Annotated in this window: 13 protein-coding genes; 5 read left to right on the top strand and 8 right to left on the bottom strand. The window is 71.5% G+C overall.

The window, feature by feature from the left end:
• Nucleotides 1-2: 2 nt before the first annotated feature.
• Both BHU15_RS40215 and BHU15_RS21125 read right to left on the bottom strand, forming a co-directional pair.
• Nucleotides 3-173 carry a hypothetical protein gene (locus BHU15_RS40215; protein ID WP_167756095.1) on the bottom strand — a complete coding sequence of 57 codons (171 nt, stop codon included), beginning with the start codon at nt 171-173 and terminating at the stop codon, nt 3-5.
• A 46-nt stretch (nt 174-219) separates the two neighbouring features.
• The gene (locus BHU15_RS21125) at nt 220-1164 is read right to left on the bottom strand and encodes an endonuclease/exonuclease/phosphatase family protein (RefSeq protein WP_069628625.1); all 945 of its coding nucleotides are present in this window, start codon (nt 1162-1164) and stop codon (nt 220-222) included.
• A gap of 175 nt (nt 1165-1339) precedes the next feature.
• On the opposite strand from BHU15_RS21125, the gene BHU15_RS21120 reads away from it, so the two are divergent.
• On the top strand, nt 1340-2755 hold the full coding sequence (locus tag BHU15_RS21120) for a hypothetical protein (RefSeq protein WP_141726848.1): 1416 nt from the start codon (nt 1340-1342) through the stop codon (nt 2753-2755).
• 192 nt (nt 2756-2947) lie between these two features.
• A complete protein-coding gene (locus BHU15_RS21115) occupies nt 2948-4135 on the top strand; it encodes a methyltransferase domain-containing protein (protein WP_079128272.1) in 1188 nt (395 codons plus the stop codon).
• Nucleotides 4136-4159: 24 nt separating this feature from the next.
• On the opposite strand, the gene BHU15_RS21110 is transcribed toward BHU15_RS21115, so the two are convergent.
• The 3 genes from BHU15_RS21110 to BHU15_RS21100 all read right to left on the bottom strand — a co-directional run bounded on the left by BHU15_RS21110 (nt 4160) and on the right by BHU15_RS21100 (nt 6639).
• Complete coding sequence (locus BHU15_RS21110; RefSeq protein WP_069628623.1) at nt 4160-4624, bottom strand: hypothetical protein; 465 nt, start codon at nt 4622-4624, stop codon at nt 4160-4162.
• A gap of 9 nt (nt 4625-4633) precedes the next feature.
• Nucleotides 4634-5497, bottom strand: a complete 864-nt coding sequence (locus BHU15_RS21105) for an RNA methyltransferase (protein ID WP_069628622.1) — start codon at nt 5495-5497, stop codon at nt 4634-4636.
• Nucleotides 5498-5661: 164 nt separating this feature from the next.
• Nucleotides 5662-6639 (bottom strand): D-alanyl-D-alanine carboxypeptidase family protein, encoded by a 978-nt coding sequence (locus tag BHU15_RS21100; RefSeq protein ID WP_069628621.1) that lies wholly within the window; start codon nt 6637-6639, stop codon nt 5662-5664.
• Between the two features lie 194 nt (nt 6640-6833).
• Between BHU15_RS21100 and BHU15_RS21095 the strand changes: the two genes are divergently transcribed.
• Both BHU15_RS21095 and BHU15_RS21090 read left to right on the top strand, forming a co-directional pair.
• Nucleotides 6834-7496, top strand: a complete 663-nt coding sequence (locus BHU15_RS21095) for a GntR family transcriptional regulator (RefSeq protein WP_069628656.1) — start codon at nt 6834-6836, stop codon at nt 7494-7496.
• A 146-nt stretch (nt 7497-7642) separates the two neighbouring features.
• A complete protein-coding gene (locus BHU15_RS21090) occupies nt 7643-8923 on the top strand; it encodes an MFS transporter (RefSeq protein ID WP_069628655.1) in 1281 nt (426 codons plus the stop codon).
• A 21-nt stretch (nt 8924-8944) separates the two neighbouring features.
• On the opposite strand, the gene BHU15_RS21085 is transcribed toward BHU15_RS21090, so the two are convergent.
• Nucleotides 8945-9769, bottom strand: coding sequence for a maleylpyruvate isomerase family mycothiol-dependent enzyme (locus tag BHU15_RS21085; RefSeq protein ID WP_069628620.1), 825 nt, complete (start codon nt 9767-9769; stop codon nt 8945-8947).
• 177 nt (nt 9770-9946) lie between these two features.
• Here BHU15_RS21085 and BHU15_RS21080 point away from each other — a divergent pair, with 177 nt between their 5' ends.
• Entirely contained in the window at nt 9947-10759 is an 813-nt protein-coding gene (locus BHU15_RS21080) for a carbon-nitrogen family hydrolase (protein ID WP_069628619.1), read from the top strand.
• A gap of 19 nt (nt 10760-10778) precedes the next feature.
• Here the strand turns inward: BHU15_RS21080 and BHU15_RS21075 are convergent, their stop codons facing one another.
• Nucleotides 10779-11273, bottom strand: coding sequence for an LURP-one-related/scramblase family protein (locus BHU15_RS21075; protein ID WP_069628618.1), 495 nt, complete (start codon nt 11271-11273; stop codon nt 10779-10781).
• Nucleotides 11270-11880, bottom strand: a 611-nt coding sequence (locus BHU15_RS39340; RefSeq protein ID WP_497210036.1) for an MFS transporter, incomplete at its 5' end; no start/stop codon positions are given. The genes BHU15_RS21075 and BHU15_RS39340, both read right to left, overlap by 4 nt.

Here is an 11880-nt window from a genome sequence, read left to right as displayed (position 1 = left end):
ACCTACCAGGTGGGCCCGGAGTGCGGCTGCTCGGCGGCCCTGCGGGCCTGCTCCTCGGCGTAGCGCGCCTGCCGCTCGGCCTCCTGGCGCTCCATCATCTCCTGGTGCTGGCGGTCGCGTTCCCGCTGCTCCCGGAAGGCGATCTCGGTGATCTCGTCGTCGCTGAACGGCATGGTTCCTCCTTGTTGGAAAGCGAGTTGTGCTGGTGATGGTTGATGGTCAGAGGGTCACTTCGGCCCACAGCGGCACATGGTCGGAGTGGTTCGCCGAAGTGGCGTCGGCCCACCGGACGTGGACCTGCGGGGAGACGAAGAGATAGTCGATCTTGCCGGAGCCGTGGGTGCGTTCACCCAGCCGGCAGGGCGCCCGGTAGATGTTCGAGAGAGGGGTGATCTCGTTGCCGCAGATGCTGTCGCTCTCCTTCAGCCCGCCCCGCGCCCCGAACCCGTAACCGGAGTCGTAGAACTGGTCGGCCACGGCGGACAGCGGATCGTCGTTCAGGTCACCGCCGACGAGCTGCGTGTACCCGGCGTACTCGAAGGCCAGGACGCGCCGCGCCTCCGCCGCCTCCGCGATGCGCAACGTGCGGTCGTCGTGGGTCAGATGGACCGAGCAGGCGACCAACTGCCGCGCGGGCGCGCTGACGCAGAGCATCTCCCGCTGTTCCTTGAGATCCTTGCGCGCCGGGTCCACCGCGGCGTTCCTCGTCAGCTCGTGTTCCCGGTAGGTGTCCGGGTCGAAGCCGATGTCCTTACGCGTGATCAGCCCGTTGCCGAAGCCGGACGAATTCGGGTGCCGGCACTCGGCGTCGGGACCACCGGCGCGCTGGAGGACCGGGCTCATGAACACGTCGTACCCCTGCGCCCCGAGCTTGTTCCCCAGCGCGAAGGTCCAGTCGCCGCAGCCCTCCTGGAACGCCACGACGGCGGGCATCCGGTCGCGCACACTGCGCGCCAGTGCTTCCGGCGCCTCGTCCCCCTTGGTGCCGTGCTCGGCGTTGCCGCCCGCCATGTTGAAGGTGCCGATCTGGTACTGGGCGGGGGCGGCCTGCGCGGGTGCGGTCTGCGCGGGGGCCGCGACCTCCGCCGGGCCGTCGGCGCTCGCCGGCACGGTGACGAGTGCGGTGGCGAGCAGGGCGAGTGCCCCGGCGAACGCGAGTCTCATCGGTCTCCTCTCGTCGTGTCTCCTGGTGGAGGCGGGCGGTGAGGCCCGTGACACCAGGCTGGCGCGACCGGTGATTGTCCGGATGATTCGACCGGAAATCGCGGGGGAAGTCCGGACAATCAGTTGTCCGCGGACAATCGAGCTGCTGGGATCTCACTGGGCTAGGGGGGCCGTGATGACTGGTGGTGGCACGACGGACGGGGCGGGAAGCGCGGGCAGAGCCGGCAGACGGCAGGGCGCGCCGAGGGGCCGTACGGAACAGGCGAACGCGCTGGCGTCGTTCGTGCTGGAGGTGACCGACGGGGTCACGCTGCGGGAGTTGGCGGAGCGGTATCACGTCGGCAAGACCATGTGGGGGGAGTACCGCTCGGGCCAGAAGCTCGTACCGCTGGACCTGTTGGAGCGGTTGGTGGCGGACCGTACGCCGGACGAGGCGACCCGTGTCAGCCGTACGCGGACGGCGCGGAGGCTGCACGCGGCGGCGGTGGACGCGGCGGTGGTCGTCACGGTGGTGGACGCGGCGGCGGGGGCGCCCGAGCCGGCTCCCGAGCCCGGCGCTCCGGGCACGGTTCCAAGTCCGCCTACGGATAGAGCACCGCGGCGCCGGCGCCACCGCCTCGCGGTCGGCTTGACTGTCACGGCGGCGGTCGCCGTCGTGGCCCTCCTGCTGCTGGTCGCCCTGCTCCCGTCCGGGGACGAGAACATCTCGGCCGGCGGCAAACCGCCGTCCGGCGGCGCCTCGCCGGACGGTTCACCCCCCGTACGGGCCGCCCCGCTCACCGGCACCGGGGTCTTCGCGATCGGCCCCGGCGGCGACGGCGTCCTCCAGTGGGACGGCCCCGGTGCCGGCGACTGGACCCGGATCGGCGACACCGCGAAGCGCCTGTGGGCCGGACCCGCCGGTCTGTTCGCGACCGGTGTGCGCGGCGACGGTCTGTTCGCGTACGGCGGCAGCCCCGGCCGCTGGCACCAAGTCGGCGAGCCGGGCGCCGACTTCGCGATCAGCGGTACGCGTGTCTACCGCCTGGCGCCGGACCGCGGTTCGGTCCATGTCTGGGACGGCCGGGGTACGTCATGGACCTGGGTGGGCGGTCCCGCGAGCAGGCTGTACGGCGGCGGGCCGGGCCTGTTCGCGACGAACCCGAAGGACGGCCGGATCTTCAAGTACGCCGGGCGCCCCGGCGAATGGGAGTTCGTGGGCACGGCGGGCGCGGACTTCGCGCTCACGGACCGGCATCTCTACGGCCTCACGCCCGACCGCGCGATGGTCACCCGCTGGCTGGCTCCCGAGACGCCTGACGCGGACGAGAGATGGACCTGGGCCGCGGGACCGGCGGGCGCCCTGTTCGCGGGCGCCGCCGGGCTCTTCTCCACCGACCCGACGGGGACCCGGCTGCGCCACTACGCGAAGGACGCGTGGCACGACATCGGCCCGGCCGGGGCGGAGGTCCGGGTGGCCGGACGTGAGGTGTTCGTCCTGACCGACGACCGTACGTCGGTGCGGCGTTGGGACCCCCGTACCGGCACCTGGACCCGCGTCGGCGGCCCGGCCGGGACCCTGGCGGTGACGGTTCCGCGCGCCGGTCGTTGACAGCCGTGCGCCCCGTTCGGTCCGGATGCTTCCGTGCGCTCCTGTGGTTACGGAGCGAAGCGGGTATACCTGCTTTGGTGACCGACCGCAGTCGGTCCGGGAGCGAGGGGAGCCACCCATGGGCGAGCACGGTGACGGCAAGGGCGGTACGGAAGGGGATCAGAAGCAGACGCCGAAGGAGTCGGACGGCCAGTGGACCAGGCCCGTTCCGCCGAAGAAGTGACTGACGGCGACGGCTACGCGAGGTTGCTCTCCGGCCTGACCAAGTCCGGTGCGCTGGCGGACGGATGGCGGGGCGCGTTCGAGCGCGCCCCGCGTGCGGTGTTCGTGCCGGAGGCCGTATGGGCGCCGGACGAGACATCCCCGACCGGCCACCGGCTGGTGACCCGGGCCGGGGAACCCGAGACGTGGTGGGCGCTGGTCGACGCCGACGGGGTGGTCGTCACGCAGCTGGACGACGGCGCCGATGGCGGCCCCGGCATCCCCACGTCGTCCGCCTCCAAGCCCTCGCTGGTGGCGTCGATGCTCGGGCATCTGGATGTCACCGACGGCGCGCGGGTCCTCGACATCGGTACGGGCACGGGCTGGACAAGTGCCCTGCTGACGGCCCGACTCGGTGGCGAGGCCGTCACCACGGTGGAGGTCGACCCCCGCGTCTCAGAGCAGGCCGCGCTGCGCCTGCGGTCCGCCGCGCTCGAACCCGCGCGGCTGGTGGTCGGCGACGGCCTGGCGGGCCGGCCCGAGTCCGCGCCGTACGACCGCATCCACTCGACGGCGGCTGTCCGCCGCGTCCCCCGCACCTGGATCGAACAGACCCGCCCGGGCGCGACGATCGTGACGCCGTGGGGCACCCCGTACGCCAACGCGGGCCTGCTGCGCCTGGTGACGGGCGAGCCCGGCGCCCCCTCGTACGGCCGCTTCGTGGCCAACGTCAGCTTCATGTGGATGCGCGCCCAACGCCCGCACGCCGTCACCCTCCCACCCACGGAGCCCGATCAGCGCGGCCCGTCCGCGATGGACCCGGATCTGGCCCTGTCGAACGCGGACGTGGCGTTCACGATCGGCCTCCACGTCCCGGACGCCCGCTACGTCCACACCTGGGACACCGCGAACCCGGCGGCCACCTACCGCATCGCCCTGTCGGACGGCAACGGCTCCTGGGCGTCGGTGCGTTACGAGTCGTGGGACGCACCGGACGCGGTCCGCCAATGGGGCACCCGCCGCCTCTGGGACGAGATCACGTCGGCCCGCACCTGGTGGGACACCCACGGCCGCCCACCCCTCACCCGCTTCGGCCTGACGGTCACGGCGCGGGGGCGCCAGGAGACATGGCTGGACAAGCCCGGGAGCCCGGTCAGGACCACCCGGAGCGGGCCCTGAGCGCCGCCCGGTCGTCGCGGCGGCTCACAGCGGCTTCAGCGTGAAGAGGTTGTCCGACGGGTCCACCACCGCCTTGAAGCTGGCTCCGGCCCGGTAGCGTTCGTCGTGGTAGCAGGTGTAGGTCGCGTCGAAGGGTGGGACGCCCGCGCCGCTTATGCGCAGGGTCAGTACGGAGACGTCCGCCGTGCCGTCGCCGGGGTTGACGCGTTTCGCGGTGATGATCTTCGCCACCGCCGGCCGGCCGGACTTCCGTAGCCGTGCTGTGTCCCGCTTGGTCTTGACCGCGTCGGACCAGATGACGAGACCGCTCAGGGCCATGAGCGGCGAGAACAGCGACCAGGCCCAGTGGAGACCGTCGAAGACGGCCAGGGCCGGCAGGATCGGGGTGGAGGCCCAGCAGACCACGGCGATGGCGCGGCCTCCCACGTGGACGAAGGCGCCTCCGATGGCCGCCTGTCGGGCCGTTGCCGCGCCGTCGTCGGTCGTCATCCCACGAGGTTATTCCCGGGGGCCCGCCGGCGCGCCCCGCTTGGCGGATCCTCGCGCGGCCCGGCGGCGCTGGCGCGCCGCCTCGTAGAGCACCACCGTCGCCGCGTTCGACGCGTTCAGGGAGCTGGCCGAGCCCGACATCGGGATGCTCACCACGTGGTCGCACAACTCCCGCCAGCCCGCGCTCAGTCCGCTCGTCTCGTTGCCGATCAGCAGCAGCGAGGGCCGGGTCAGGTCGAACGCGTCGGCGTCGGCATCGCCGTGCTCGTCCGTGCCGACGACCGCGACGGGGCGGCCCCGCGCGCGTTCCGCCGCCAGCCATTCGCCGACCTCGTGGTGCGAGGGGCTGCGGACGACGGGGAGCGCGAACAGCGAGCCCGTCGTGGCGCGTACGGCCTTCGGGTCGTAGACGTCCGCCGCGTGGCCGGTGACGATCAGGCCGTCCGCGCCGAACGCGTCCGCCGAGCGGACGATGCTGCCGATGTTGCCCGGCTGGGTGGGGCGGTCGAACAGCACGCCCAGGAAGGCGTCGTGGACGGTGATCCGGCTCAGGTCGTCCGGGCGCATCTCGACCACGGCCAGGACCTCGGGCGCGCCGTCGGCGCGTTCGCCGAGTTCGGCGAGGAGTTCGGGGGCCATCGCGACGCGGTCCGTACGGATGTCGCGCAGCAGTTCCTCGGCCCACCGCGAGAGCGGGCGGCTCGCGTCGTACAGCAGGGCGCGTACGGTCCAGCCGTGCTCGACGGCCATCGTGATGGGGCGTACGCCCTGGACGAGGAACTCGTTCTGGCGCTTGCGCTTGTTGCGGTTGGCGAGCAGCGCGTGCCACTGCTGGAAGCGGGCGTTGCGGGTTGTGATCCGCTGACCGGCCACCCGTGCTCCTCGTCGTTCCGCGATGTCGTGCGTTCCGCGATCGTTCTGCCTGACCGGGGAAGGCTACAGCGGCGGGCCGGGTCGCCTCCGCCGCCCGGTCCGCGAACGCAAGGGCGCGGCCACCCTCCGGTGGCCGCGCCCCTTCACCGCATCCCGCAGGGGGGTCAGTCGCGCTGAGCGCCCGCCGGGAGCTGGCGCAGCTTCATCGTCTTCGCCGTCGAAACGCCCGAGTAGTGGTCGAGCAGCTTCGCCGCGTCGGTGTAGCGGTCCGTGCCGTTCAGGATGACGCCGATGTGCGTCTTGCCGTTCCGGGTGGCCGCGAAGATCAGGCAGGGGCCGGCGGCGGTGCCCGTGCCGGTCTTGACGCCGAACGCGCCGCTGTACGAGCCGAGCAGCTGGTTCGTGTTGTGCCAGGTGTACGTGCGCGTGGCGCCCGTGCTGCTGGTGGCCGACGTCTTGATGGTCGTCGTCTTGACCACCGTGCGGAGCGCGGAGTTCTTCAGCGCGTACTGGGCGATGGTCGCCAGGTCACGCGGGGTCGTGTAGTTGTTGCCGGCCTGGGAGATGCCGTCGAAGGAGTCGAACTTGGTGTTCTTCAGGCCAAGTTCGGTGGCCTTCGCGTTCATCTTCGAGATGAACGACTTCGTGCGCGCGGCCTCGGTCGAGCCGGTGCCGATCGCGTCCGCGAGGGCGTACGCCGCGTCGCAGCCGGACGGGAGCATCAGGCCGTAGAGGAGCTGGCGGATCGTGACCTTGTCGCCGGTGCGCAGGTCCGCGGTGCTCGCGCCCTCGCGGGCGACGTAGTCGCGGTACGACTGCTTGATGGTGACCTTGCGGTTGAGGTCGATGCCCTTGGTGTTGAGCACGACGGCGGCCGTCATGATCTTGGTGGTGCTCGCCATCTGGCGGCGGGTGTCACCCGTCTTGGTGTAGCGCGCCTTGCCGGTGTCGCTGTCCAGCAGGAAGGCGCCCTTGGCCGAGATGGTCGGGACCGCGGCGGCGGCCTGGGCGGCGGGCGCGGTCTCGGTCGCCAGGGCCGCCGGGGCGGCCAGGGCCGAGCCCGTCAGCAGGGCGCCGGCGGTGAGGGCTACGACCGTGGAACGGCGAGCGTTTCGGCGTACGCCCGGGAAGCTGCTTATCAAAGGAAGACTCCGATGTCGCAATTGCCTTGGTCTGAAGTGAATTGGGACCCCGTTGGTAAACAGGGAGTCCACAGAAAGACGTTTGAAAGAGCGAAATGGATGTACGACACGCCCGAGAAACTTCGACGTTTCGCGATGTGTTCGCGATGTGGACGGAATCCCCGTCGCATCCCTGTTGTATCTAAGCTGTGCGCATGCCTGCCGCACCCGTCGTTCCCGTGAGACAGCCACCCGCCGCCGACCGTGTCTACAGCCACATCAAGCAGGGCGTGCTCGACCGGCACTACGAGGGCGGCACCCTCCTTACGGAGGGCGAACTCGCCGAGGCCGTCGGGGTGTCCCGTACGCCCGTACGTGAGGCGCTGCTCAAGCTGGAGGTCGAGGGGCTGATCAAGCTCTATCCCAAGAAGGGCGCGCTCGTCCTCGCCGTCTCCGCGCAGGAGATCGCCGACGTCGTGGAAACGCGCCTGCTGGTGGAGGAGTTCACCGCCCGCAAGGCCGTCCCCGCGTCCGCGGCGTTCATCGCGCGCCTGGAGGAACTGGTCGAGGAGCAGCGCCGCCTCGCCGACGAGGGTGACCTGGCCGCCGTGGCCGTCGCCGACCGGTGCTTCCACGCCGAGATCGTGCGCAACGCGGGCAACGAGATCCTGTCCAAGCTCTACGACCAGCTCAGGGACCGGCAGTTGCGGATGGGCGTCGCCGTCATGGAGGCGCATCCCGAGCGGGTGCGGACCAGCATCACCGAGCACAGTGAACTGCTCGAAGCCATCCGGGCCGGCGACGCCGACGCCGCCGCGCGGTGCGTGCGCGCCCACGTCGGCCGCGTCAAGGTGCTCATCCGGGGTGAGGGCCGGTGAGCGCGCCCTCGTCGGGAGGAAGTTCCGGGCGCGACGGCGCGTCGGCCGGAGGAGGATCCGGGCGCGACGGCGCGTCGGCGGGAGGAGATTCCGGGCGGGAGGGTGCCTCGGCCGGAGGAGGATCCGGGCGACGCCCGGCCCCCGGCCTGCCCGGTGATCCGCCCGGCGGCCGGCGCGCCGTCGCCGTGTGGAGCATCGGCGTCGCCGTCTACTTCGTCGCCGTCATCTTCCGTACCAGCCTCGGCGTCGCCGGACTCGACGCCGCCGACCGCTTCGACGTCAACGCCTCCGCCCTCTCCACCTTCTCGATCCTCCAACTCCTCGTCTACGCCGGGATGCAGATACCCGTCGGCCTCATGGTCGACCGGCTCGGCACCCGCCGGGTCCTCACCCTCGGCGTGACGCTCTTCACCCTCGGCCAGCTCGGCTTCGCCCTCGCCCCCACCTACGGCATGGCCCTCGCCGCCCGCGCGCTCCTCGGCTGCGGCGACGCGATGACCTTCATCGCCGTACTGCGCCTCGGCGCCCACTGGTTCCCGGCCCGCCAGGGCCCGTTGATCGCCCAGTTCACCGGGCTCTTCGGGATGGCGGGCAATCTGGTCTCCACCCTCGTCATCGCCCGGCTGCTGAGCGACCTCGGCTGGACGACGACCTTCGTCGGCAGCTCCATGGCCGGTGTCGTCGTCCTCGTACTGATGCTGTTCTTCCTCAAGGACCACCCCGAGGGCCACGAGCCGCCGCCCGCCGAGCACGCCGGCGCGACCTATGTACGGAAGCAGATCGCCGAGTCGTGGCGGGAGCCTGGCACCCGGCTGGGGCTCTGGGTGCACTTCACCACCCAGTTCCCCGCCATGGTCTTCCTGTTGCTGTGGGGCCTGCCGTTCCTCGTCGAGGCGCAGGGGCAGTCCCGGGCCACGGCGGGTGATCTGCTGACGCTGATCGTCCTCGTCAACATGGTGATCGGCCTCGTCTACGGGCAGATCATCGCCCGCCACCACGCCGCCAGGGCCCCGCTCGCCCTCGGTACGGTCGGTGTGACCGCGCTCGTGTGGGCGTCGACCCTCGCCTACCCGGGCCCCCACGCGCCGATGTGGCTGCTGATCACGCTCTGCGTCGTCCTCGGCGCCTGCGGACCCGCGTCGATGATCGGCTTCGACTTCGCCCGCCCCGCGAACCCGCCGGCCCGTCAGGGCACCGCCTCCGGCATCGTCAACATGGGCGGTTTCATGGCCTCGATGACGACACTGTTCGCGGTCGGCGTGCTGCTCGACGCGACCGGCGGCAACTACCGCGTCGCGTTCTCGTCCGTCTTCGTCCTCGAAGCGCTCGGGATCACACAGATCCTGCGGCTGCGGGCGCGCACGGCGCGGCGCGAGCGGGAGCGGCTGGTGGCGAGCCGGGTGGAGGCCGTGCACGTACCCGCGTGAGCCACGGGGCGGCGGGAGCCGCTACGGCGTGACCGCGAACTCCCGCAGGATCGCCGCCGCCAGCTGCCCGTCGCCGTCCGTCTTGATCCGGTCCGGCACCGCGGCGGCGCGTACCCGCCCGCACGCCAGCCGGAAGTACGTCTCCCAGTCCATCGTCAGCGTCACGGCGGGGCCGAGCGAGGGCGAGCCGTCGATCGTGCCGCGGCCGTCCGCGTCGACCCGGACCGTCCGGAGGAACTCGACGGGGCCGTGCACGTCGAGCACGATCGCCGTGTTCGGCGGCGCGCCCGCGTCCTTCGCGACGACCTTCGGGAGGGCTTCGAGGAGTACGTCGCGGGTGACGAGCGCGCCGGGCGAGTCCAGACTGCCGGGCTTGCTCAGCGTCGTCCGCAGATCCTGCTCGTGCACCCAGATGTCGAACGCGCGGTTCCGCATGGCCTGTTCGAGCGTCTGCTCGGTGCCGAGCGGGGCGCGGACCATGGTGGACGGCTGGCGGTTCTCGTTCCGCAGCTGACGGTTGCGGCGGATGATCGTGTACTCCAGCTCGGAGGTCATCTCCGGAGCGGTGTGGTGGCGCCGTACGTCCACCTGCATCTCCATGTAGCGGGAGATCTCGCTCTGCACGTGGAACAGGTCGCGGGGCAGCGTGTGGATGGGCCGTGGATCCCCGAGCATCTCGGTCTCCAGCCCGATGACGTGCGAGACGATGTCCCGCACCGACCAGCCGGGGCACGGCGTGCGCCGGTTCCACTCACCCTCGACGAGTGGCTGTACCAGCTCGGCTATGGCTTCGATGGAGTGGGACCAGGCATCGGCGTAGGTTTGAAGGCTGGGATGGACGGTCACGGGACCCCTCGACGGTTCTGCGGTTAGCGGGCTGGGCTGCTGGATGCGGGCGGCGGGCTGCGTGCTGCGTGGGAGGTTCGAGAGCCTAAGTTACGCTGCCCGTTGGCACCCCGGCAGTGCTTTCGTGTGACGATCGTAGGCCCGTGTAGAAGGCTCGAATGCCAGGACGGTGGTAGTGTGCGCGCCTCCCTCATCCAGATCGCAGTAGACCCGGACGAATCGGTCAATTCCCGTAGGGAGCGCGCGGCCTCCTTGGTGAGGCAGCAGCGCGGCGCCGACCTCGTGGTTCTGCCGGAGCTCTGGCCGGTGGGCGCTTTCGCGTACGAATCGTTCGCCGCCGAGGCCGAGACGCTGGACGGTCCGACGTTCCGGGCCATGTCGGACGCGGCCCGCGACGCGGGCGTCTGGCTGCACGCCGGATCCCTCGTGGAACGCGCCCCCGAGGCCGTCCTGGACGGCGCCCCCGACCTCTACAACACCGCGCTCGTCATCTCGCCCGACGGCGCCCTCGCGCGCTCGTACCGCAAGATCCACCGCTTCGGCTTCGACAAGGGCGAGGCGACGCTGATGGGCGCGGGCGACCAACTGGTCACCGTCGCCCTGCCGGACGCCGTGCTCGGCCTCGCCACCTGCTACGACCTGCGCTTCCCCGAGCTGTTCCGCGGGCTGCTCGACGAGGGCGCGCAGGTCTTCGTGGTCCCGGCGGGCTGGCCGGCCCGCCGCCGCGCGCACTGGACGCTGCTGGCGCAGGCGCGCGCGGTGGAGAACCAGGCGTACGTGCTCGCCTGTTCCACGGCCGGCACGCACGCCGGGGTGGAGCAGTCCGGCCACAGCATCGTGGTCGACCCCTGGGGCGAGGTGCTGGCCGAGGCGGGGACGGGCGAGGAGGTCCTGAGCGTCGAGTTCGACCCGGCGAAGGTCGCGACGACGCGCGAGCAGTTCCCGGTCCTGAAGGACCGTCTGCTGGGTGTGACCGCGCCCCGCCGCTGACGGGCCACGACGCGCGTCCTCAGCCGTCGTCGCGCTCCTTCTCCGCCATCCGGATCACACACACCGTGACCGCGATCAGCAGCGACGTGTCAGCGTCGTCCCTGATCACGTCCACGGCGTACGTCTCGCGCACCCGGAACCACCGGCGCGAGACGTGCGCCAGCAGCTCGCCGTCGTACTCGATCGCGAACTCGTGGTCCAGGATCCGCCCGCTGACGTCCAGTTCGCTGCCGTCGGCCAGGGCGACGCGGTAGTGGTTACGGAGCAGCGACAGCCTCTTCTTACGGATGGTGGCGAGCGGCTCGCCGTCCCGCTCGATCGTCATCGCGTCCCGCAGGCTGAGCAGCTTCTGACGGAGCGTGACCAGAACGCGCCCCTGAGGGTCCTTCAGCTCAAGGGTGTCGCGCAGCCGCAACGCCTTTCCGTCCACGAGGAAGGCCTGGCGGCCCTGCTCGTCCTCGATCCAGTAGTCGTCGCCGATGGCGAAGATCTTGTCGCGCACCAAGTACTTCATGCCGGATCCGTACCCACCGGATCGCCCGGGGACGGCGGTACGGCGTCAGCTGCACGCGTACGGGCGACAACCACCGCCTCCGGCACCGGCTCCTCCGCCCGCCGCAGCCCCCGCGCCAGCATCAGGGTCACCGCGACCGAGGCCGCCGCCAGCACCGTGATGCCCGTCGCCGGTGACGTCCGCTCGGCGACGGCCCCCGCCAGGAGCGCGCACACCCCCTGCATCGTGAGCATGCCGGCGGAGTGCAGCCCGAGCGCGTGCCCGCTCAGCTCGTCCGGCGTCAGGGCCATGAGGCGCTCCTGGGAGATCAGGCTCGCCGCGTAGCCGACCGTCGCCAGCGTGACGGCTACGACGGCCACCGGCAGCGCCGGGCCGAGGAAGAAGAACAGGTGCGGCACGGCGAGCAGCAGCAACAGCGGGACCGTCAGACGCGAGCGCCAGCGGCGGGGCACGAACCGGCCGATCAGGATGTCCCCGGTCAGCATGCCCGCCGCACCGGCGGCGAAGAGGAGCCCCGCGCGGTCGGGCGCATAGGACACGTACAGGGACTCACAGCCGACGACCAGACCGTTGGGCACCCACAGCGCCAGATAGACGGTGCGGCGGG

This window comes from Streptomyces niveus, assembly GCF_001723055.1.
In the GTDB taxonomy this organism is placed as follows: Bacteria; Actinomycetota; Actinomycetes; order Streptomycetales; family Streptomycetaceae; genus Streptomyces; species Streptomyces niveus.
The sequence above is the reverse complement of the archived record's forward strand: the minus strand, read 5'-3'. Positions and strand labels throughout refer to the sequence as shown.

Coding starts and splice junctions, on each gene's coding strand:
- BHU15_RS40215 (WP_167756095.1), bottom strand. CDS start 173: ATGCCGTTCAGCGACGACGAGATCACCGAGATCGCCTTCCGGGAGCAG.
- BHU15_RS21125 (WP_069628625.1), bottom strand. CDS start 1,164: ATGAGACTCGCGTTCGCCGGGGCACTCGCCCTGCTCGCCACCGCACTC.
- BHU15_RS21120 (WP_141726848.1), top strand. CDS start 1,340: ATGACTGGTGGTGGCACGACGGACGGGGCGGGAAGCGCGGGCAGAGCC.
- BHU15_RS21110 (WP_069628623.1), bottom strand. CDS start 4,624: ATGACGACCGACGACGGCGCGGCAACGGCCCGACAGGCGGCCATCGGA.
- BHU15_RS21095 (WP_069628656.1), top strand. CDS start 6,834: ATGCCTGCCGCACCCGTCGTTCCCGTGAGACAGCCACCCGCCGCCGAC.
- BHU15_RS21075 (WP_069628618.1), bottom strand. CDS start 11,273: ATGAAGTACTTGGTGCGCGACAAGATCTTCGCCATCGGCGACGACTAC.